This window comes from Dactylosporangium sp. NPDC049140, from assembly GCF_040648435.1.
This window is the reverse complement of record NZ_JBEZDS010000003.1, coordinates 1-20246: the sequence shown is the minus strand read 5'-3', so window position 1 is coordinate 20246 and position 20246 is coordinate 1. Positions and strand designations below refer to the sequence as shown.

Genomic DNA, 20246 nt, shown 5'->3' with positions numbered 1-20246 from the left:
GCATCGGAGCGCGCCCGCAGCCGCTACAGTCGCCAGCGTCGATTCCCGAAGGAGGACGAGATGCGTCGGTTGATGGCAGTCCTGTTCGCGATCCTGGCCCTGGGCACGCTGACCACGGTTCCGGGGGCGACGCCCGACTCCCCCGTGGTGCTCCACGTCAACACCCAGAAGGACTACCACGACGCCGGTGAGACCCGGCCGGAGTAGGCGACCGGGTCAGGCGGCGAGGGGGAACATGAGCGGCGAGCACGACCGGAGGCGGCTGGCGGTCGTCACCGGCGCCGGGCGCGGGCTCGGGGCCGCCCTCGTGGACCGCCTCGCCGCCGGCGACTGGGACGTCATCGCCTGCGTGCGCACGCCGCGGGTCCCGGCCGGCCCCGGCCGCGTGGTGACCGTTGTGCAGGACGTGCGCGACCCGGTCGGGGCGGCCCTGCTCGCGGCCGTCGGCGAGCGGCCGGTCGACGCGCTGGTCAACAACGCCGGCGTCGGGGCGCCCGGGCGGCCCCTCGCCGAGTGCGACCCGCAGAGCATCCTGCACGCGGTCGACGTCAACGTGGCCGGGCCGCTCCGGCTCACGCAGGCGCTGCTGCCCCGGCTCACCGCCGCCCCGGCGCCGATCGTCGTCAACGTGACGTCGCGGCTCGGGTCGCTGTCCGCGCAGGCCGCGGGCGAGTTCGCGGGGCGCGGCACCAGCTACGCGTACCGGATCTCGAAGGCCGCCCAGAACATGCTCACCATCGCCCTCGCGCAGGAGCTCGCCGGGCGGGTGCGGTGCTGGGCGGTGCACCCGGGGAGCCTGACCACGGCCATGGGGGTCGCCGGCGCCGCCACGTCGCCCGAGCGGGCCGCCGACCGGCTCGCCGAGCTGCTCGACAGCGCCGACCCGGCCTCGCCGCGGTACCTGTCGCTGGACCGCAGCGAACGGGACGGGCCCGCGCTGGCCTGGTGAGCCCGGCTCAGCTGGGGGCGACCAGGTCCAGGTGGCCGGCGACGAAGGCCTGGACCCGCTCGGTGCGCACCGCGGCCAGCAGCTCCAGCGTCGTCTGGTCGAGGGTCTCGGCGTTGGCGGCGTCCGGGCTGTTGTTGAAGGTGCCGTTGTTGGTCTTGATGGTGAGCAGGTCGTCGCCGCCGATGCCGCGCATGGCGTACGCCCAGTCGGCCAGGTCCAGGCCGCCGCTGTCGATGGTCATCGCCTTGCCCACGACCTGCAGCACCTGGTTGAGCCGGCCCGGGTTGGTGAGCACGTCCTGGCTGAGCATCTTCTTGAACACGGCCTTGAGGAACTGCTGCTGGTGCCGCTGGCGGTCGTAGTCGCTGTTGGGCAGCAGCTCGCGCTGGCGCACGTAGTCGAGGGCCTGCCACGGCTCGAGGTGCTGGTAGCCGACGTGGTACACCACCGGCGTCACCCCCGCCACCGGCGACAGCCCCTGGCCGCCGTCGGCCCGCGTGTACTGCCGGAACGGGACCTTGGTCTCGCCCTTGGCGTCGTGGCCGATGTGGACCGAGGTGGTCTCCTCGTCCACGTACATGTCGACGCCGCCGAGCACCTCGACGACCTGCTGGAAGCCGGTGAAGTCGACGATCGCGGCGCCGTCGAACGTGATGCCCCACAGCGACCTGATGGTCAGGGCGAGCAGCTCCACGGCGTGGGAGCGCTGGTTGGCCCCGGTGAGCCCGTCGCCGCCCCACGCGTAGGCGCCGTTGATCTTGTCGTGGCCGCCCTCGTACTCCTTCACGCCGTTGTCGTACGGCGGAATCTTCACCCACGTGTCACGCGGGATGGAGACCAGGTAGGCCTGGTCGTGGCTCGCCGGGATGTGCAGGATGATGATCGAGTCGGCCCGCACCAGGTCGGCCGGGTCCTGCCCGGGCCGCGCGTCGATGCCGATGAGCAGGATGTTCTTGGCCCCGTCGATGTCGACGTGCCCGCGCTGCTGGGCCTGGCGCCCGCTGTCGCCGAGCAGGTTCTCCTGGGCGACGCTCCGGGTGGCGTACTTGAACAGCGCCTCCTTGCCCGCCAGCGCCCCGCCCGCCAGGAGCGTGAACACGAGCCCCAACGCGATGAGCAGCCGCGCCCACACGGGGTCGCGGCCGGGCAGCCGAGGGGCACGGCGCCGGCGATCCGGGGTGTCCGGCGAGGTCACGGCCGACTCCTGAGGGTCAACGGGCTTTCACTGTACAAGATCACCACCGGTGGATCGGGCGGCCTTCACCGCTATTGACGCAATTCCCAGGCTGTGCGTTGCACCGGGCCGCTCTCGGCGTCCCGCGTGGCCGGCGCCGCCGCGGTGCTCGCGTTCGCGACCGGCCGCACGGGGGCGCACCCGGACCACCTCGTCGGGTCCTGTTCGGCGCTGGAGGAGACGGCACGGTGACGGGGTGGCCCGCATCGGCCAAGATGGGCGGCGTGGGCATGACGGCGCGGCGGGTCGCGATCGGTGGCGGGCTGTCCGCCGTGGCCTTGCTCGGCCTGGCCTACGCCCGCACCGCCGCCACCATGGTGCTTGCCGTCGTCGCGCTCGCCGTCGCCGGGATCGTCACCCTCGTCCCCGGGCCCGACCAGGCGCCGCGCCGCGACCGGCTGCTGCTGCCCCTCGCCGCCAGCGTCGCGCTCTCCACGCTCGCCGCGCTCTCCGTCGTGTGGGCGGCCGTCACGCCCGAGGGGCCGATCCCGTGCGTCGGGCCGTCGAGCGCCGCTCGGCTCGGGCTCGCGGCCGCGTTCGTTGCGCAGGGCGCGGCGGCGGTCGTGGTCGTGCGGGCCGCGAACCGGGACCGCGGGGCGGCGTCGTGGCGCGCGTACCTGCGCCACAACCCGCGGCTGCGCGCCTCGCTCGCGGTCGCGCTGCACCTGGCCGCGCCCGCCGCCACGCTCGCCGTGCTCGCCGGGGCGACCGCCTGCCACCTGAGCCACACGCGGCTGCTCGACACGCTTGCCGCCGGTACCGTCGCCGCCGCCATCGCCGGGGTCGACCTCTTCCTCGCCGTCCGGCTCGCGGGCCTTGTGACGCTGGCGCCGGCGCGCGCCGTGGACACCGACGGGATCGAGCTCGCCCTGCTGGCCGCCGACATCCGCTCGATCACCCAGCTCAGCGTCGTGCACCTCACGCACGACGAGCTCATGGTCACCGCCCGTGTCGGCGTACCCGCCGGGGCCGACGTCGCCGCGGCGCTGCACGAGGCCCGGGCCCACATCCGCGACTTCGTGCCGACGGCCCGGCACATCTATCTTCAGCCCCATTTGCAGGGTTAAATATGCCTTCGGACTGACAAACGCGACAAACGGGGAGGGCGTATGGCCATGGGGATGAGCCGGCGGGCGGCGATCGCGGCCGGCGCGGGGGCGACCGCGGCGCTTGTCGCGAGCGGGACGGCGGGCGCGGCGCCGGCCAGGGACGAGCTCGCCGGGCTGCCGCCGGCCGAGAAGATCCGGCGGGTGTACGGGCGGCAGAAGGCGAAGGCCGGCGGCACCTGGTACTCGCACGTCACGCGGGTCAACGCCGCGGGCGCGCTGGAGACCGTGGTCGAGGACGACGCCGACCACGTCGTGAACGGGTACAGCGTGCAGAAGCTGGCCGTCGCGACCGCCGTCATGGACAAGATCGACCGGGGCCAGCTCACCCTCGGGCAGAAGCTGGACCTGCAGGCCGACATCATCCTGGGCGGCAGCGGGATCTACTTCCTGCACACCGTCTGGGGCGACGACATCACCGTGGCGAACTTCCTCACCGCGATGCTGCTCGTCTCCGACAACACCGCGGTGCGCATGTGCGGGCGGGTCGTGCCGGCGCTGGAGATCAACGACATCCTGGCCGTGAAGGGCTTCGTCCACACCCGGGTCGAGCCGGTGGCCAACCCGAACCGCTTCTTCCTCGGTACCACCACCCCGCACGAGATCACCGACCTGCTGACCCGGCTGGCGAACGGGACGCTGCTGTCGGCGTCCTCGTGCACGTTCCTGCTGAGCATCCTGCGCTGGATCGACGGGTACCACGACGGCATCCGCCGCAACATGTCCTCGGAGGAGCGAAGCCGGGTCGCGACCAAGTACGGCGCCGACTTCAACACGCTCGGCGCGGCGCGGCACGAGGCCGGCATCATGTTCGGCGCGGACGGCTCGCCGGCGCTGGTCTACGGGTTCTTCGCCGAGGCCCTGGGCGACCTCGACAACTACGGCGCGACCCACCCGGCCGTCGAGGCTCACGCGGTGCTCGGCCGCACGATGTTCGACACGATCCAGACCACCACCACGGCGGCCGCCCGCACGAAGATGCTCGTGCCGGAGTTCAAGCCCAACAACGGCGGCTGACCCGTGCTGCCCGCGCCGCGCGATCCGCTCGGCGCGGGCCCGCCGCCGTTAGTGACGGGGGCGGGTGGGTAGAGCCCGGCCATGACCACGGGACTGCTTCGCGGTGCGCTCGCCGGCGCGGCCGGGACGACCGCACTCAACGCCGCCGGATACCTCGACATGGCCGTGCGCGGGCGGCCCGCCAGCAGCGCGCCCCAGGACCTCGTCGAGCGGGCCGCCGAAGACGCCGGGGTGCACGTGCCCGGCGACGAGCGGACCCGCGCCAACCGCCTGCAGGGGCTCGGCCCGCTGGTCGGCACCGGGGTCGGCATCGCCGTCGGCGCCCTGGCCGGACTGCTGCACCACGCCCTGGCCCGCCGCGGCCGGGAGCTGCGCCCGGCGGTCGAGGTGGCGCTCATCGGCGGCGTGGCCATGGCGCTGGCCGACGTCCCGCTGAAGGCGCTCGGCATCAGCGACCCGAGGACGTGGTCGGCCAAGGACTGGGCGAGCGACGTCGTGCCGCACCTGATGTACGGCACCGTCACCCGCGCGGCCCTGGGGCGACCAGGTACGGCTCGGCGCCGGCCGCTCTGAACGCACCGACGCAACGTCAGCCACGGTCGCCCAGGGCGGTGCTCAGCCCCGGTCGCCCGGCCGGTGCGAGATGCGCCGCTCCGGGTACGCGCCGAGGATCTCGCCGTGCACCGCGGCGTTGAGCACCTCCGCGAGGTGCACGGCGCGGCGCCCGGTGCCGGCGTCCTCGATCTGCGTGCGGCACGAGAAGCCGTCGGCGAGCACGAGGGTGCCCGGGTCCGCGGCGCGCACGGCGGGCAGCAGGGTCTGCTCGGCGCAGGCGAGCGAGACGTCCCGGTGCCCGGCGGTCATGCCGAAGTTGCCGGCCAGCCCGCAGCAGCCCGAGTCCAGGTCCTCCGCCTCCAGGCCGATCGCGTCCATCAGCGCGGCGTCCGCCTCGGCGCCGAGCACCGCGTGCTGGTGGCAGTGGCGCTGCACGATCGCGCGGCCGCCGCCGGGCAGCTGCGGGGCGAAGTCCGGGGCGCGCTCGGTCAGCAGCTGGGCGAGGGTGACGCTCTGCCGGGCCAGGCGGCCGGCGTCCTGGTCGCGGCCGAACAGCTCGCCGAGGTCGGAGCGGAACACCGCGGTGCACGACGGCTCGAGGCCGACCAGCGGCAGGCCCTCGCGCATGTACGGGGCGAGCGTGTCGACGGTGCGCCGCAGCACCCGCCGGGCGGTGCCGAGCTGGCCGGTCGAGATCCAGGTCAGGCCGCAGCAGACCGGCCTGGGCGGGACGATCACCTCGAAGCCGGCGGCCTCGAGCACGCCGACGGCCGCGGCGGCGATGGCGGGCGCGAACGCGGTGGTGAACGAGTCGGGGAACAGCAGCACGCGGCCCCGCTCGCCGGTGCCGCGGGAGCCGCGCCGGCGCAGCCACTTGTCGATGCGGGCGGGCGCGAACCGCGGTACCGAACGCTGCGGGTCGATGCCCGCCAGGCGTTTCGCTCCGGGCAGCCGCGCGGCCAGGCTCGCCAGGTCGGGCGCCACGGACGCGGCTCGGGCCAGCAGCGGCAGCCAGCCGAGGGAGTAGTGCTCGCGCGGGCGCAGCCGCCCGGCGTAGTGGTGGTGCAGGAACTCGGCCTTGTACGTGGCCATGTCGACCTGCACCGGGCAGTCGCTGCGGCAGCCCTTGCAGGCCAGGCAGAGGTCGAGCGAGTCGCGCACCGCGGTGCTGCGCCACCCGTCGTCGATGACCCCGCCGTTGACCATCTCGAACAGCAGCCGGGCCCGGCCCCGGGTCGAGTGCTCCTCGTCGCGGGTGACCTGGTAGCTCGGGCACATCACGCCGCCGTCGGGCGCGCTGCGGCGGCACTCGCCGACCCCGGCGCAGCGCATCGCGGCCCGGGCGAAGCTGCCGTCGTCCTCGGCGTAGCGGAACGCGGTCGCGGGCTGGGCCGGGGCGTAGTCGGCGCCGAGGCGCAGGTCGCCGTCGAGGGGCCGGGCGTGCACGACCTTGCCGGGGTTCATCCGCCCGGCCGGGTCGAAGATCGCCTTGAACTCCTCGAAGGCCCGCACGACGTCGTCGCCGTACATGATCCGCAGCAGTTCGCCGCGGGCCTGCCCGTCGCCGTGCTCCCCGGACAGCGAGCCGCCGTGCTCGACGCACAGCCGTGCCGAGCGCCGCACGAACTCGCGGTATTGGGCGATGCCGGGGGCGCTGGTGAGGTCGAACGGGATGCTGCAGTGCACGCAGCCGTGGCCGAAGTGGCCGTAGAGGCTGGTGGCGCCGTACCCGAACTCGTCGAGCAGCCCGCCGAGCGCGCGCAGGTAGTCGCCGAGCCGCGCCGGGTCGACCGCCGAGTCCTCCCAGCCGGGCCAGGCGTCGGGGCCGTTCGGGGTGCGCGCGGTGGTCGCGAGGGCGGCCTCGCGCACCTTCGCGAGCCGTTCGCGCATGTCGTCGTCGTCCAGGATCGTGCCCGGCCCGTCGTGCGCGGCGACGACGGCCCGCGCGGTCCGTTCCGAGTCGTCGCCGGCGAAGTCCGCCATGAGCCAGGCGCGGCCGTCCGGCAACGCGTGCAGGATCTCCGCCGGCCGGTGCTCCTCCCGCTCGTACCGCAGCAGCTTCTCGTCCAGCCCCTCCAGCTGGATCGGCGAGTGCGCGGCCAGGCGCGGGGCCGCGTCGCCCGCCGCCGCGATGTCGGGGAAGCCCAGCAGCACGGTGACCAGGTTCTCGGGCCGGGGCAGCACCCGCAGCTCGGCCCGCAGGACCACCACGCAGGTGGACTCGGTCCCGACGAGCGCCCGGGCGACGTGGAACCCGTGGTCGTCGCGCAGCTCGGGCAGGTTGAAGCCGGAGACCCGCCGCGGGATGTCCGGGAAACGGGTCACGATCTGCTCCGCGTAGCGGTCCCGCAGCTCACGCAGCGCGTGATGGAGCCCGGTGTCCTCGAAGCCGGCCCCCACCCACATCCGCGTGCCGTCGTACGTCAGGATCTCGAGTCGCTCGACGTTCGCGGCGGTGGTGCCCGACCACTGGGCGGTGGACCCGCACGAGTTGTTGCCGACCATCCCGCCGATCGTGCAGTGCGAGTGCGTCGCCGGCTTCGGGCCGATGATCAGGCCGTGCGGGGCGAGCGCCGCGTTGGCGTCGTCCAGCGGCGTGCCCGGCAGGATGACCGCCGTGCGGGCGTCCGGGTCGACGGACTCCACGCCGCGCATGTACTTCGAGAAGTCCAGCACCACCGCGACGTTGCAGCACTGGCCGCCGAGGCTGGTGCCGCCGCCGCGGGAAACGATCGGCACGTCGTGCTCGCGGCAGACCCGCACGGCGGCGACCGCGTCGTCGGGGTCGCGCGGGCACACCACGGCGATCGGTACCTGGCGGTAGTTGGAGCCGTCGGTGGAGTACGCGGCCCGCGCCCCGGCGTCGAAGCGCACGTCGCCGCGGACCGCCCGGCGCAGCGCCGCCTCCAGCCCCGCCGCGTCGCGGGACTGGGGTGCGGCCCGGCGGGCGGTCGGCGCCGGCAGGGAGACGACCGCCATGGTTCAGCTCCTCAGCTTCTGGATCTTGTCCTTGAACAGGGTGGTGGCGATGGCCGCCGGGTGCGGCTGGCCCTTGATGAACGCCGTGGCGAACTTCTTGGCCTGCTCGTAGGTGACGCTCGCCGGCATCGGCGGCTCGTTCGGGTCCACGGCCACGTCGACCAGGGCCGGGCCGTCGTGCGCGAACGCCTCCCGCAGCGCGCTCGCCACGTCGCCGGGCTTGTCGACGCGGGTGCCGAAGCCGCCGCAGGCCCGGGCGATCGCGGCGTAGTCCGGGTTCGGCTCGCCGAAGCGCACGCCGTGCTCCGGGTAGCCGAGCACCATCTGCTCCCACAGGATCTGGCCCAGGGAGTTGTTGTTGCTCACCACGACCTTGATCGGCAGGCCGTACCGGGCCGCGGTGTTGAACTCGGCCATGAGCATGGCGAAGCCGCCGTCGCCGATGAACGCGACGACCTGTCGGCCCGGGTGGGCGTGCTGGGCGGCGATCGCGTACGGCAGCCCGGGCGCCATCGACGCCAGCGTGCCCGAGAGGTAGAACTCGCGGCCGCCGCGGATCTGCCAGTGCCGCGCCGCCCAGGTCGCGATCGTGCCCGAGTCGCACGTGAGGATGGCGTCGTCGGTGCAGAGCACGTCGAGCTGGGCGGCGAGATACTGCGGGGCGATCGGGTCGCGCTCCGCCGACTCCAGGGCCGTCAGGTGCTCCCGCCAGTCGCGCACCTTCTCCTGGTACCGCCGCAGATGCTTCTGGTCCTTGCCCTCCAGCAGAGGCAGGAGTGCCTCCAGGGTGGCCCCGACGTCGCCGACGAGGGGCACGTCCGTGGCGACGCGGGTGCCGGCGCGGCCCGGGTCGATCTCGACCTGCACGACCTTGGCGGTGCCGGCCTTGGGCAGGAACTTGGTGTACGGGAAGTTCGTGCCGAGCATCAGCAGGACGTCGATGTCCTCCATCAGGTCCTCGCTCGGCTTGGTGCCGAGCAGGCCGAGGCCGCCGGTGACGTACGGCGAGTCGTCGGGCACCACCATCTTGCCCGCGAGCGTCTTGACGATCGGGGCGCCGAGCGTGTCCGCGACCTGCACGACCAGCGCCCCGGCCCCGCGGGCCCCGATCCCGGCGAGGATGCCCACCTTCTCCGCGCCGTTGAGCAGGTCGGCGGCCACGCGCAGGTCGGCGTCGCGGGGTCGGACGGCCGGCGCCAGGTACACCGGCGAGCTCGACGGCGCCACCACGGGCGCCACCGTCTGGTACGGGTCCTTGCCGGCCGGGGCGACCTGGATGTCGTTGGGGATGGTCAGATGGGCCACGCCGCGGCGCGCATAGGCGGTGCGGATCGCGATGTCGACCAGGGTCGGCAGCTGGGCCGGGTTCATGATGATCTGGTTGTACTCGGACACGTCCTCGAACAGCCGGTCGAGGTTGACCTCCTGCTGGTAGGCCGTGCCGAGCACACTGGACTCCTGCAGGCCGGTGATCGCCAGCACCGGGGCGTGGTCGAGCTTCGCGTCGTACAGACCGTTGGCCAGGTGGATGCCGCCGGGCCCGGACGTCGCCAGGCACACCCCGATCCGGCCGGTCGCCTTGGCGTGCGCGGTGGCCATGAACGCCGCCGCCTCCTCGTGGTGCACGAGGACGAACCGGATCTTGTCCTGGTTGCGGCGCAGCCCCTCCATGATGCCGTTGATCCCGTCGCCGGGCAGCCCGAACACCGTGTCGACGCCCCACTCGACGAGCCGGGAGATCAGTACTTCAGCCGTAATCGCGCCCATGTCAATGCGCGCTACCCGGTCAGCTCCCGCCCAAACTGCCCCCTGCCACGTACCGGTTCGACCGGCGTGGCGGGGTCCCGGGCGCGCCGGCCCCACGTCCAGCGCGCATCAGCCGTACCCGTTCCGGCACCGCCCGGTGGTCGCCGGCACAGCCCAGCGCGATCGCGGCCGCTGCGCTCCGGATCGCCCATCACCGCCGCGTGACGAGGGCGTGCAGCGCCTCTTCGAGCACGTTGCGGTCGCTGACCGGGAGCCGGGTCTCCAGCGCCTGCAGCAGCGGCTCGAGCGCCCGTACGTCGCCGCGGACCGCGAGGCCGTGGATCGCCTCGGCGCGGACGTCCGGATCGTCGTCGTCGAGCCGCGCGGCGAGGGCGGCGCGCAGGCGCGGGAAGTCCCGGGTCGTCCGGCGGGCCAGCCCGAACGACGCCCAGTCACGCACCTGGGCATCCGCATCACCCGACAGCTCGATCAGCGCCTCCAGGGCGGCCGGTTCGTCGCGGCCGAGCAGCCCGAACGCGACCCCGTCACGGACCCGCGCGTCGGCGTGCGCCCGCATCCGGACGAGCGGCTCGACGCCCCGCTCGTCGCCGATGTGCCCGAACGCGACGGCGATCGAGCTGAGCACGACGGGGGTCCTGCTCACCGTCGACCATCGCGAGGAGGATGGTGAGCGCACGCCTGCCGCCGCCTTCGCCTTCGCGGCCGGTTCGCGCTGGGCGTCACCGAGCACGCCGTCCGGCCCGACGGCGGCAGCGTCGGTCGCGCCTTCGACGACGAGCTGATGCCACACCTGCGGGAGGCGGGCCTCACCGGCCTGACGGCCACCTGGGAACCCGGCGGAAACGGCCGGGAGCTCCTGATCGAGGGCCGCGCCGGCTGACCTCCAGGCGGGCGGGCGCCGCTCCCCCGAGGGCGCCGAGGACCGCCGCGCGCCAATAATGCCGGGAACCGATGAGTGGATGACACTTCCGGCGTCCGGGTCTGCCGTTCCGGCTGCGGCGCTGCTTCGATGATCCCCGGAAGCACCCCCATGAGCGGTCAACGGGGAGATGCGAGGTTGCCGTGAAGGCCGACGCCATTTCCGCGATGGCGGCTGTCGCCGCCCTTGTCGTGAACATCGTGTTCCTGGCATTGCTGGTGAAGCAGCTGCGGTTGCTGCAGCAGCAGATCACCGACGCGAGCGAGTCGTTCGTGGCCGAGCAGGTTCGCATCAAGCGCCAGGCAACCCTGGCCCACATCGCGGCCACCATGGAGCATCGCCGGCGGGTGTCCAGCGAGGTGCCGCCGGACACCGATCCGGAAGCGGTCCGGGAGTTCACCCGGGACGCGGATTCGAACAGCCCGAACGGCCGACTGCTGCGCAACTACCTGAACTTCTACGAGAACCTCGCGGCCGGCATCAACATCGGGGTGTTCGACATCGACGTGGTCGCGAGGACGTCGGGAACGATCATCGTGCGCGTGTACGACGCGTACAAGGACTTCATCGTCCGGTTCCGGGAGGCCAACCGGCACGACCTGGCGTACGTGGAGATGGAGGAGCTGGCCGAGGCCCTCCGGCCCCATCTGGAGCAGCTGCAGGCGGCCCGCAGCAAGGACTGCCACGCGATCAAACCAGTGTGATGACCGCGTCGGCGACGCCCGGGTTGCGCAGCAGGCGCTCGCGCAGCTCGGTGACGTGCGTGACGAGCTCCGAGCCGGGGCGGGCGCGCAGCTCCTCGCACGGCGACACGTTCATGGTCACGAGCAGCTGGGACGGGCCGACGTACACGGCGCGCAGCTCGTGCACGGTGCCGATCCACGGCTGCGGGCCGATCGTCTCGCGCAGGTCCTCCATCACGTCGTCGGGCGCGGCCGCGTCGATCAGCAGCGCCTTGGAGCGGCGGGCCAGCAGCCACGCGACCACGGCCAGCAGGACGCCGATGGCCATGCTCGCCGCCGGGTCCCACCAGGCCCAGCCGGTCACCATGTGCATGATCAGGGCGATCAGGGCCAGGGCGATGCCGACGAGCGCGGCGGAGTCCTCGAGGTACACGGTGGTGGCGCTCGGGTCGGAGGCGCGGACCAGGTGCTCGCGGACCGAGCGGCGCCGGGCCTTGGCGTCCTCGCGCAGCTGGCGGCGGGCGGTCAGCCACGACCACGACTCGAAGCCCGCCGACACCACGAGCACCGCGATGCCGATCCACGGGCTCTCCAGCGGCTCCGGCACCAGCCAGCTGCGCACGCCCTCGGCGATCGACAGCAGGCCGCCGACGAGGAAGATGCCGAGCGCGGCCAGGAACGCCCAGAAGTACCGCTCCTGGCCGTAGCCGAACGGGTGACGGCGGTCGGGCTCGCGCTTCGAGCGGCGCAGCCCCAGCCACAGCAGCACCTCGTTGCCGGTGTCGGCGGCCGAGTGCATCGTCTCCGCCCACAGCGCGGCCGAACCGGTGAGGATCGCCGCGACCGCCTTCGCCGCGGCGATCGCCAGGTTCGCCCCCGCGGCCACGAGGACGGTCCTGGTGCTGCTCTCGTCGCTTTCCGCCATGCACCCATCGATACCCGTCCGGGCGCCGGGCAACCGTGTTTGGAAACGGACCGCACCCGGGCACAGCGCTCATGCGACCTCGGATCATGGCCGCCGCGGTGACCGGGTTGCTCGTGGTCCTGTGCGGGCTGCTCGGGTGCTGCTCGGTGCGCCCGCCCGACTTCCCCGTGGCCGCCGAGCGTACGGCCCAGGCGGCCCACGACGCGCTGCTGACCGCCGGCCTGACCGGCGGCGCCGTGCGCGACGGGCGGGCGCCGGAGCTCGACCGGCAGATCGTCGACCTGGCCGGCGAGGCGGTGGGCAAGGTCGACGACGTCGAGCTCGCCCCCGGCCCCGACGGCGGGCCGCGCATCGCCGCGCTGCTCGTCGGCCCGCAGGCCCTCGGCCGCCGGCTCGGCGGGCGCCTCGGCCGCCGGGTCTCCGGCGTCTCGGGCCGGCTGCACCCGGCCGAGAACCCCGACCCGCTGCGCATCCCGTGGGACGTCGTGGGCCACACCGACAGCGCCGTGCACCTGACCATCCGGCGGGAGCTGCTCGCCGAGCCCGCGCTGGAGCAGTGGCTGCGCGAGCACCTCATCAGCCGGCTCCCGGGAGCCCACGATGCCGGCAACTGACCCCGCCCAGGTCGGCCTGCGCGCCAGTGATCTTCTGGGCAAACGCGTCGACGGTACCGCGGGCCGCGTCACCGACCTCGTCGTGGACGACGGCGCGATCGTCGCGGTGATCGTCACCCGGCGGCCCTGGGGCCGCCTGCTCGGCTACGAGCGCGACCAGACGACCGGCCCGTGGCTGCTGGCTGAAGGCCCTGGCCCGCCGGGTCCTGCGCCGCGACAGCGCCGAGATCCCCTGGTCGCAGGCGGCGCCCAGCCTGCTGCGGGACGTGAGTTACTGAGGCCCCCACCTCTTCCGAGATATTCATTACTCCACATGGCCTCGCGATCGTGCCCGGGGGCGAAGACGGTCGTACGCTGCGTTTGCATGTGCATGTTGCCGAGACGGATGAGGGTGCCCGCGTGATCGAGGCCGACGAACCGCTGCTGGACGACGCGCCGCGGTTGTTCGGGATCGTCGCCGACCCCGAGGACGACGGCCATCCGTCGGTCGTCGCGTGGGGGCACGAGCTCACCGGGCACGCCGTGACGAGCTGGTTCCTGGCCGACGGGCGCATCGAGGTCGCCGTGTTCGGCTCCGCCGACGCCGCCCTGGCCACGGCCGAGACGCTGTACCCGTCCACGCTCGTATGGATCGACGGGAAGCCATAAGGCCGCCCTCCCGGCGTGCCGGTGTGCGGGTCACGCGAGAATCTGGGTACACGCGTGGGCATGGACACGGCTTGGGGGACGGCTTCGGTGACGGATACGGTGACGCGGCGGTGGCAGGAGGCCGACGACGCCGTCGAGTCGCTGGTGGCGACGCTGACGGCACTGGTCGTCCGGGCCGAGCACCGCGGCAGCCGCAAGCGCCCGCGCGGCCGGTCCCGGCCGAAGAGCACGCGGCGGTACCTCGCCGAGGTCATCCGCTCCCACCGGCTCGCGCCCGGGCTGCGGGTGGACCGGAACATGATCGCGGCGCTGTTCACCGGGCACCGGGAGCTCGTCGGCAATCCGGTGCTCGTCGTCGCGGTGGCCCAGGCGTGCGGGATCATCGCCGGGCACAAGGTTCCCGCGAAGGAGGCCGCGCGGTTGCGCGCCGCCAGCGCGCGGGTGGCCCGGCTCATCCAGCGCGCGCAGTCCGCCGGCCCGGTCCCGGTCGCCGTCGCGGTTCCGATCCCCGCGCCCGCGACTCCGCCGGTGCTGGAGACGCTGCCTTTGCCGACGGCTCCCGTGGAAACCACGCCGGTGGTGTCGGCGCCCGTGGAAGCCGCACCGGTCGTGGAGGCGCCTCCGCCGCCGGTTGTCGAAACGCCGGCGGAGGCCTCCCGGAGGTCCTACTGGGCGATGGTCGCCGTCGCCCTGCTCGTCGTGCTCATCGCGCTCTGGGCCCTGCTCCTGCGCTGAGCCCGCAGCACCCGGGCCAGCATCCCGGGCGCCAGCAGCGACTGCGGCGGCCGCATGAGGTTCGTGACCTCGAGGAAGCGCCGGGCCACGGCGGCGTCGTGGCCGGTCGCGGCCTGGACCCGGGCGACGTACGCGTTGAGCACCTCGCCCCGCCGCGTCCGCGCCCCCTCCACGAACGGGTAGGCGAGGTCGCCGCCGGCCGACATGTCCCACGGCACGTCGATGATCCGGGCCGCCCGCGCGTAGAAGCGCCGCGGCAGACCGTCGAGGCCCGCGCCCGCCGCCCGCCCGAGGGCCGCGGCCTGCGCGACCGCGACCGTCATCCCCTGGCCGTACGCCGGGTTGAAGCTGCACAGCGCGTCCCCGATCGACACCAGCCGCTCCGGAAGCCGGGTCAGCCGCTCGTAGCGCCGCCGCACGCTGGCCGGCAGCCGCAGCCGCACCGGGTCGCCCAGCGGCTCCGAGGCGGCCAGGAGCGCGTGCAGGCGCGGGTCGGGCAGCTTCGCGGCGAAGTCGAGGTACCCGTCCGGGTCGGTGGGCGGGGCCTGGCCGGGGCCGACCCCGAGCAGGGTCACCATCCAGCGGTCGCCGTCGACGCCGAGGGCGATCCCGCCGTAGGGCCGCGCCGGGCCGCCGGGCGCGTTGAGGATCGCGGTGAAATCGGCCGCACCGGGCCCGCGGCGGTAGTCGCGGGAGACGTAGACGGTACCGGCGTCGATGCGCTCCTCGGCCGGGCGCTCGAAGCCCAGCGCGGCGAGCCAGGTCGTGCCCCGGTTCCCGCGGCCGGTGGCGTCGACGACGAGGTCGGCGTGGACCTCGTGCTCGCCGCCGCCGACCGGCCGGACGGTCGCGCCGGTGACCCGGGCGCCGTCGAAGGTCAGCCCGGTGGCCTCATGGCCGTCGAGGATCGTGACCCCGGGCAGCGCCGCGACCCGGCGGCGCAGGCCGGCCTCGAGCAGGGCCCGGCTGACCGAGAGCCCGGCCAGCCCGGAGGCGACGCGGGGCGCGGGCCGGTCGCCGAAGATCCACACGACGTCGCGCTGGATGTCGAGGGGGATGGCGCCCAGCTCCGCGAGCTCGTCGACGAGGCCGGGAAAGAGCTCCTCGAGCACGGCCCGGCCGCGGGCGAGCAGGCCGTGGCCGTGCTCGGCCTGGGGTACGCCCCGGCGGTGGGCGGCCCCGTCGGGCAGGGTGTCGCGGTCGAAGACGGTGACGCGGTCAAAGGAATCACGGAGGGCGCGGGCGGCCGTCAGGCCGGCGATGCTGCCCCCGAGGACAATGGCATGGCGTTGGTTGTCGGACACGCCGATGATCCTGCGGCCCCCGGCCGGCGCGCACGGTCAGTAACGAGACAATGCCCATCTGCGGACCTTACGTATCAAGGCCCGCGATGGCCTCGTGGGCGCGCTGGCGCATCTCCGGCGGGATGAGCTCGAGCAGCTGGTCGGGGCGCAGCGGCAGGTCGAGGAGGCTCAGCTTCACCCGGCTGCGGCTGGCGTGCTCGGCCGCCGAGAACCGGACGATCTCGCCCGCGTCGCGGCGCAGCGTCGTGGTGATGCGGTCGCCGGGGTGGAGGATCGCACCGGCGGTACCGTCGACATCGACCGCGATCGGAGCGCTGTCCGGGGCCACGGCGAAGCTCACCCGGTCGCCGGCGCCGAGGACCACCGAACGGGCGATGCCGGCCATCGGGGCGACCGGCGTGATGACGACGGCATCCGAGGACGGCGACAGGATCGGCCCGCCGGCCGCATGGTTGTACGCCGTCGACCCGGTCGGCGTCGCGACGATGACGGCGTCGGCGCGGTAGTAGCCGAACCGCACGTCGTTGACGGACAGGTCGACGGAGACGGCTCCGGAGCGCCCGGTGCGGGCCAGGACGACGTCGTTGAACCCGAACCCGGTCGCGAGCTCGGCCGGGCCGGCGTTCGCGGCGAGCCCGGCGTGCCGCTCGATCGTGAAGTCACCGGCGGCGAGGCGGGCGAGCGCGGCGGGCAGCTCGGGCGGCGACACCTCGGCGAGGAACCCGAGGTTGCCGTGGTTGACGCCGAGAATGGGCACCGGCCGCCCGACCACGAGCCGCATAGCGCCCAGGATCGTGCCGTCGCCGCCGAGCGCGATGATCCCGTCGACGTCCTCCGCGAACCGGTCGTCGGCGACGGTACCGACACCGTCCGGCAGCCGGTCCCGGTCGCGCTCGCGGGCCACGACGCGCACGGGTTGCCCACCCGTGGCCGCGAGGATGGCCGCGACGGAGTCGTCGACCGGCTTGCGCGGGTGCAGCACGAGACCGACGGTGCCGACCTTCGAGTGCTCGCTCATGCGTCCCAGTCTGCCGTGCCGCGTACCAGCGCGCCCGTGCCGCGTCCCAGCCCCCGTGCCGCGTCCCAGCCCTGTGCCGCGTCCCAGTCTCCGTGCCGTGTCACAGGTGGGCCCGTGCCGCGTCCCAGTCTCCGTGCCGTGTCACAGGCGGGCCCGTGCCGCGTCACAGTGGGGCCGTGCGGCGTCACGGTTGGGCCCCGTGCGGCGTCACAGCGGACCGCGCGCGTCACAGCCGGCCCGTGCGGCGTCACAGCGAACCGTGCCGCCGTTACAGCGCGCCCGTGCCGCGTCCTCCTTCCGCGCCACACTCCCGCGGCACTACGGCGTGCCGGTCCGGGCGTGGCGCTCCAGCGCCGCATCCACGTCGGCGTCGGTGAGCTGGGTGAAGTCCGCGTACCACTGCCCGACCGCAGCAAAGTCCGGCGGCGCGTGCAGGTAGACGACGGTCGCACTGCCGCCCAGCCGGTCGCGCGCCTGCTCGGAGCAGACCGGCACGGCCAGGACGATCCGCGCCGGTTCCCGCGGGGCCAGCCAGCCCACGGTGGCCTGGGCGGTGACACCGGTGGCCAGACCGTCGTCGACGAGCACCACGCAGCGGCCGGTCACCGCGGGGGCCGGGCGGTCGCCACGGTACCGCCGCACCCGCCGACGCAGCTCGGCCCGCTCGGCGGCGACGGTCGGGGCGAGGTCGGCGGAGCTGAGGCCGAGGTAGCGCAGGACGTGCGTGTCGAACACCGGCGGCCCGTCCTCGGCGAGCGCCCCGACGCCGAACTCCGCGTGGCCGGGCGCCCCGATCTTACGGGCGACCACGATGTCGAGCTCGGCACCGAGCCGCTCGGCCACCGGCACGGCGACCGGCACACCGCCACGGGGCAGCGCCAGCACCAGAACGTCACCGGCAACGGCGGCCGAGCCGGCCAGCTTCTCGGCGAGGGCCCGGCCGGCCTCGCTCCGGTCGGCGAAGAGCATCACGCCGTTCCTCTACCCGCCCGGGGCCCCGGCATGCGTACTCCACCCCGACCGGGGTAGGCGGGAGATCATGGGACACGACACGATGATGGCGGTACCGTCCGCCGGGGTCATTCTCGATGCCGACGTGACCGTGCCCGCCGACGCGCGCGGGATCGTGCTGTTCGCCCACGGCAGCGGCAGCTCCCGCCTCAGCCCGCGCAACCGCATGGTCGCCGGCCGCCTGAACGGCGTCGGCCTGGCCACGGTGCTGACCGACCTGCTCACCGCCGACGAGGAGCGCCGGGACGCCGCCGGGGGACGCCTGCGCTTCGACATCGGGCTGCTCGCCGACCGGCTGACCGGCGTCGTCGACTGGATCGGCGCACAGACCGTGCTGACCCGGCTCCCGCTGGGCCTGTTCGGGGCCAGCACCGGCGCCGCCGCGGCGCTGCTCACCGCGGCCGACCGTCCGCGCCAGGTGCGGGCGGTGGTCTCCCGTGGCGGCCGCCCGGACCTCGCCGGCCCGCGGCTCACCGAGGTGACCGCGCCGGTACTGCTCATCGTCGGCGAGCTCGACGCCACGGTCCTGGACCTCAACCGGGCCGCGCACCACGACCTCGGCGGCGAGTCGGCGCTGTGGATCGTGCCGGGCGCGACGCACCTCTTCGAGGAGCCCGGGACGCTGGACCAGGTCGCGGGCGCGGCGGCGCAGTGGTTCGACCGGCACCTGGCCGACTTCGACCTGACCCTGAACGGCTACCTGCCCGACGGCGACGGCGCCTGACCCCGTCCGGGCGCCGCCGATTTGGGCACCCGGCCGACGTCGACCTCACCCTGAACGGGCTACCCGCCCCACGACGGCACCTGAACCCGTCCGGGCGCGGCCGGTTGCGACCACGCCCGAACGGTCCGGATGTCAGCTGGCGAAGGCCTTGACCTCCAGCAGGCCGACCGAGCTGGTGCCGGTGGACTGCAGCAGCACCCGCAGGCGCGTGGTGCTGACCTGGGTGAAGTTCACCGTGATGTACGCGTTCGCGGTGACCGGGTAGCCGCTGGCGCCCGGCACGTCGACGTACGCGCTGCCGTTCCAGTACTGCAGCTTCCAGCTCGAGGGCACATCGATGCCCTGGTTGTCGTCGAAGAGGTACACCTGCACGCGCTTCAGCGTCTGGGCGCTCGACCATTGCAGCTCGGCCCACTGCTGCCCGCTGTTGGGCCACGTGCCCCAGCGCGGGTTCACGGTGTCGTTCGACGACGGCGGGTCGATCCCGTCGTTGATGGCGTTCACCGACTCCCACGACGACGTGTACGACGCCGACGGGGTCGCGGACCTCGCCAGGTTGCTGTCCGGCTGCGGGTTGCCGCCGCCTCCGGTGCCCTTGATGAGGAACAGGTTGTCGGCGACGTTGTAGTACTTCGACAGGTACGACCCGGCGGCCGGGTTGGTGCTGTAGTAGTCGTCGTGGTTGCAGTCCAGCCGGTTGTCGTGCGCCCGGTCGGTGCACACCGTGCGGACCGTGACGCTGTCGTCGTCCTTGTAGCACATCACGTCCCACTCGTCCGTGCAGTGGCCGAAGCCGGACGCGTTGGGCGCGTTGTTGTTGACGGCGCCGAGGGTGTGGCCGAGCTCGTGCGCGGCCACACCGGCGTTCCAGCAGCCGTTGTCGGCGCGGGCGTACTCCGGGCCGATGTTCGACCGGTTGGAGTCGCTCTTGGTCGTGTCGCCGGCGAGTCCGCCGATGCCGCAGTACACGTTGGCGTCGACGAACTGCAGGTACTTGCGGTCCGTGCGGGTGTACCCGGCCGCCTTGACCGCGTTGAGCAGCGGCGCCCAGTCGTTGGCGTTCAGGGCGGAGTCGGCGATCTGCACGTCACGGACCACGGGGCGGCAGGCGCCGTTGACGGTCTCGGTCACGTACCGCACGTGCCGCTCCCCGCCGGTCTCCTTCGCGCTCTCGTTGAAGATCGTGTCCACGCCCTCGGCGAGGGTGCGGAACGTCTCCAGGTACTGCGAGTAGCGGCTGCTGGAGCCGTGGATGTAGAGCACCTCGACGCGCCGGCCGCTCGTACCGTCGCCCTCGCAGACGGCGAGCGCCTGGGTGGACGCCGCGGCCGAGGCGATGGCGGGCACGCCGGCCTTGACCGACAGCCCGGCGGGCGGCGTGTCGGGCCCGTGCGTGCACATGACCGGGCTGGTCCCCTTGACCTCGAGCAGGCCGGCCCCGCACGGTCCGGCGGGGCGGCGCTGCAGGCCGTCGTACACGAGGCCCTTGGCGGGCTCGTTGGCGGGCACGGCGGTCAGGTCGGCGGTCTGACTGGTCCGGTCGCCGGCGAACGCGCTGCCGGCGGCGTAGACCCCGGTGACGACGAGGCCGATGGCGGCGGCCGCGGCGACGATGATCCGTGTGGGTCCGGATCTGGGCATGGGTTGGGGCTCCCTTCACAGGGCATTGACGAAATCCTTTTCGTAACCCTGGTCGGCCGTATTGCCGGGAGTCAATGCTTGTGACGGGTTGTGCCAAGACTTAAGCGGCATCAAAGAGTGGGCACGGAGTCGAAAACATTTCGGGGTGAAACGTTCACGACGGAACTCCCGCCGCCGCCCGGACGGTCAAATCAATCGGCGGCGGAATGCGGTGGAATCGCGTCGGGCGGCGTCTCGGGCCACATCGGCGCCGGCGGCACGGCGGGAGCCTGCGACGGCACGGCCGGAGGCTGCGACGGCACGGCCGGAGGCTGCGACGGCACGGCCGGAGGCTGCGACGGCACGGCCGGAGCCTGCGACGGCACGGCCGGATCACCGGAGCGCACGAAGGTCGGCGCCGCCCGAGCCGAGGCCTGC

At 73.8% G+C, this 20246-nt stretch carries 20 protein-coding genes; 10 read left to right on the top strand and 10 right to left on the bottom strand.

Annotation, left to right across the window (positions count from 1 at the left end; genetic code table 11):
• Nucleotides 1-60: 60 nt before the first annotated feature.
• Nucleotides 61-207, top strand: a complete 147-nt coding sequence (locus AB0B76_RS06390; RefSeq protein WP_360370314.1) for a hypothetical protein — start codon at nt 61-63, stop codon at nt 205-207.
• 28 nt (nt 208-235) lie between these two features.
• Nucleotides 236-949, top strand: a complete 714-nt coding sequence (locus tag AB0B76_RS06385) for an SDR family NAD(P)-dependent oxidoreductase (RefSeq protein ID WP_360370312.1) — start codon at nt 236-238, stop codon at nt 947-949.
• A gap of 7 nt (nt 950-956) precedes the next feature.
• Here the strand turns inward: AB0B76_RS06385 and AB0B76_RS06380 are convergent, their stop codons facing one another.
• Nucleotides 957-2144 (bottom strand): LCP family protein, encoded by a 1188-nt coding sequence (locus tag AB0B76_RS06380; protein ID WP_360370309.1) that lies wholly within the window; start codon nt 2142-2144, stop codon nt 957-959.
• Between the two features lie 227 nt (nt 2145-2371).
• Between AB0B76_RS06380 and AB0B76_RS06375 the strand changes: the two genes are divergently transcribed.
• The 3 genes from AB0B76_RS06375 (at nt 2372) to AB0B76_RS06365 (ending at nt 4879) form a co-directional block, all read left to right on the top strand.
• A complete protein-coding gene (locus AB0B76_RS06375) occupies nt 2372-3250 on the top strand; it encodes a hypothetical protein (protein WP_360370306.1) in 879 nt (292 codons plus the stop codon).
• Nucleotides 3251-3292: 42 nt separating this feature from the next.
• Nucleotides 3293-4306, top strand: coding sequence for a serine hydrolase (locus AB0B76_RS06370; protein ID WP_360370303.1), 1014 nt, complete (start codon nt 3293-3295; stop codon nt 4304-4306).
• Nucleotides 4307-4387: 81 nt separating this feature from the next.
• Nucleotides 4388-4879, top strand: coding sequence for a hypothetical protein (locus AB0B76_RS06365; RefSeq protein ID WP_360370300.1), 492 nt, complete (start codon nt 4388-4390; stop codon nt 4877-4879).
• Nucleotides 4880-4921: 42 nt separating this feature from the next.
• Here AB0B76_RS06365 and AB0B76_RS06360 read toward each other — a convergent pair whose 3' ends face one another.
• The 3 genes from AB0B76_RS06360 to AB0B76_RS06350 form a co-directional block, all read right to left on the bottom strand.
• Entirely contained in the window at nt 4922-7840 is a 2919-nt protein-coding gene (locus AB0B76_RS06360; RefSeq protein ID WP_360370297.1) for an FAD-binding and (Fe-S)-binding domain-containing protein, read from the bottom strand.
• A 3-nt stretch (nt 7841-7843) separates the two neighbouring features.
• Nucleotides 7844-9607 carry a thiamine pyrophosphate-dependent enzyme gene (locus AB0B76_RS06355; RefSeq protein ID WP_360370294.1) on the bottom strand — a complete coding sequence of 588 codons (1764 nt, stop codon included), beginning with the start codon at nt 9605-9607 and terminating at the stop codon, nt 7844-7846.
• Between the two features lie 190 nt (nt 9608-9797).
• Nucleotides 9798-10250 carry a HEAT repeat domain-containing protein gene (locus tag AB0B76_RS06350; protein ID WP_360370291.1) on the bottom strand — a complete coding sequence of 151 codons (453 nt, stop codon included), beginning with the start codon at nt 10248-10250 and terminating at the stop codon, nt 9798-9800.
• Between the two features lie 443 nt (nt 10251-10693).
• Here AB0B76_RS06350 and AB0B76_RS06345 point away from each other — a divergent pair, with 443 nt between their 5' ends.
• Complete coding sequence (locus AB0B76_RS06345) at nt 10694-11230, top strand: DUF4760 domain-containing protein (RefSeq protein WP_360370288.1); 537 nt, start codon at nt 10694-10696, stop codon at nt 11228-11230.
• On the opposite strand, the gene AB0B76_RS06340 is transcribed toward AB0B76_RS06345, so the two are convergent.
• Nucleotides 11217-12134, bottom strand: coding sequence for a cation diffusion facilitator family transporter (locus tag AB0B76_RS06340; protein WP_360370285.1), 918 nt, complete (start codon nt 12132-12134; stop codon nt 11217-11219). The genes AB0B76_RS06345 and AB0B76_RS06340 overlap by 14 nt on opposite strands.
• Before the next feature lie 71 nt (nt 12135-12205).
• Between AB0B76_RS06340 and AB0B76_RS06335 the strand changes: the two genes are divergently transcribed.
• The 3 genes from AB0B76_RS06335 (at nt 12206) to AB0B76_RS06325 (ending at nt 14131) form a co-directional block, all read left to right on the top strand.
• Nucleotides 12206-12748 carry a hypothetical protein gene (locus tag AB0B76_RS06335; RefSeq protein WP_360370282.1) on the top strand — a complete coding sequence of 181 codons (543 nt, stop codon included), beginning with the start codon at nt 12206-12208 and terminating at the stop codon, nt 12746-12748.
• Nucleotides 12749-13147: 399 nt separating this feature from the next.
• Nucleotides 13148-13396, top strand: a complete 249-nt coding sequence (locus AB0B76_RS06330) for a hypothetical protein (protein WP_360370279.1) — start codon at nt 13148-13150, stop codon at nt 13394-13396.
• Between the two features lie 87 nt (nt 13397-13483).
• Nucleotides 13484-14131: a hypothetical protein gene (locus tag AB0B76_RS06325; RefSeq protein ID WP_360370276.1), complete on the top strand. Its 648-nt coding sequence runs from the start codon at nt 13484-13486 to the stop codon at nt 14129-14131.
• On the opposite strand, the gene AB0B76_RS06320 is transcribed toward AB0B76_RS06325, so the two are convergent.
• The 3 genes from AB0B76_RS06320 to AB0B76_RS06310 form a co-directional block, all read right to left on the bottom strand.
• Nucleotides 14062-15435 carry an FAD-dependent oxidoreductase gene (locus tag AB0B76_RS06320; protein WP_360370273.1) on the bottom strand — a complete coding sequence of 458 codons (1374 nt, stop codon included), beginning with the start codon at nt 15433-15435 and terminating at the stop codon, nt 14062-14064. The genes AB0B76_RS06325 and AB0B76_RS06320 overlap by 70 nt on opposite strands.
• A 67-nt stretch (nt 15436-15502) precedes the next feature.
• On the bottom strand, nt 15503-16453 hold the full coding sequence (locus tag AB0B76_RS06315) for an NAD(+)/NADH kinase (RefSeq protein ID WP_360370270.1): 951 nt from the start codon (nt 16451-16453) through the stop codon (nt 15503-15505).
• A 318-nt stretch (nt 16454-16771) separates the two neighbouring features.
• Nucleotides 16772-17422 carry a phosphoribosyltransferase family protein gene (locus AB0B76_RS06310; RefSeq protein ID WP_360371630.1) on the bottom strand — a complete coding sequence of 217 codons (651 nt, stop codon included), beginning with the start codon at nt 17420-17422 and terminating at the stop codon, nt 16772-16774.
• Nucleotides 17423-17492: 70 nt separating this feature from the next.
• On the opposite strand from AB0B76_RS06310, the gene AB0B76_RS06305 reads away from it, so the two are divergent.
• Nucleotides 17493-18188 carry a hydrolase gene (locus tag AB0B76_RS06305; protein ID WP_360370267.1) on the top strand — a complete coding sequence of 232 codons (696 nt, stop codon included), beginning with the start codon at nt 17493-17495 and terminating at the stop codon, nt 18186-18188.
• Nucleotides 18189-18320: 132 nt separating this feature from the next.
• Here AB0B76_RS06305 and AB0B76_RS06300 read toward each other — a convergent pair whose 3' ends face one another.
• Together AB0B76_RS06300 and AB0B76_RS06295 are read right to left on the bottom strand one after the other, a co-directional pair.
• A complete protein-coding gene (locus AB0B76_RS06300) occupies nt 18321-19829 on the bottom strand; it encodes a hypothetical protein (protein WP_360370264.1) in 1509 nt (502 codons plus the stop codon).
• 191 nt (nt 19830-20020) lie between these two features.
• The coding region (locus AB0B76_RS06295) for a hypothetical protein (protein WP_360370261.1) at nt 20021-20246 on the bottom strand (226 nt) is incomplete at its 5' end.

Excerpts from the sequence above, each read along its gene's own strand:
- AB0B76_RS06300 (WP_360370264.1), bottom strand. The coding sequence starts at position 19,829 with ATGCCCAGATCCGGACCCACACGGATCATCGTCGCCGCGGCCGCCGCC.
- AB0B76_RS06340 (WP_360370285.1), bottom strand. The coding sequence starts at position 12,134 with ATGGCGGAAAGCGACGAGAGCAGCACCAGGACCGTCCTCGTGGCCGCG.
- AB0B76_RS06370 (WP_360370303.1), top strand. The coding sequence starts at position 3,293 with ATGGCCATGGGGATGAGCCGGCGGGCGGCGATCGCGGCCGGCGCGGGG.
- AB0B76_RS06365 (WP_360370300.1), top strand. The coding sequence starts at position 4,388 with ATGACCACGGGACTGCTTCGCGGTGCGCTCGCCGGCGCGGCCGGGACG.
- AB0B76_RS06385 (WP_360370312.1), top strand. The coding sequence starts at position 236 with ATGAGCGGCGAGCACGACCGGAGGCGGCTGGCGGTCGTCACCGGCGCC.
- AB0B76_RS06360 (WP_360370297.1), bottom strand. The coding sequence starts at position 7,840 with ATGGCGGTCGTCTCCCTGCCGGCGCCGACCGCCCGCCGGGCCGCACCC.
- AB0B76_RS06390 (WP_360370314.1), top strand. The coding sequence starts at position 61 with ATGCGTCGGTTGATGGCAGTCCTGTTCGCGATCCTGGCCCTGGGCACG.
- AB0B76_RS06315 (WP_360370270.1), bottom strand. The coding sequence starts at position 16,453 with ATGAGCGAGCACTCGAAGGTCGGCACCGTCGGTCTCGTGCTGCACCCG.
- AB0B76_RS06310 (WP_360371630.1), bottom strand. The coding sequence starts at position 17,422 with ATGCTCTTCGCCGACCGGAGCGAGGCCGGCCGGGCCCTCGCCGAGAAG.
- AB0B76_RS06305 (WP_360370267.1), top strand. The coding sequence starts at position 17,493 with ATGGGACACGACACGATGATGGCGGTACCGTCCGCCGGGGTCATTCTC.
- AB0B76_RS06345 (WP_360370288.1), top strand. The coding sequence starts at position 10,694 with ATGGCGGCTGTCGCCGCCCTTGTCGTGAACATCGTGTTCCTGGCATTG.
- AB0B76_RS06335 (WP_360370282.1), top strand. The coding sequence starts at position 12,206 with ATGCGACCTCGGATCATGGCCGCCGCGGTGACCGGGTTGCTCGTGGTC.
- AB0B76_RS06355 (WP_360370294.1), bottom strand. The coding sequence starts at position 9,607 with ATGGGCGCGATTACGGCTGAAGTACTGATCTCCCGGCTCGTCGAGTGG.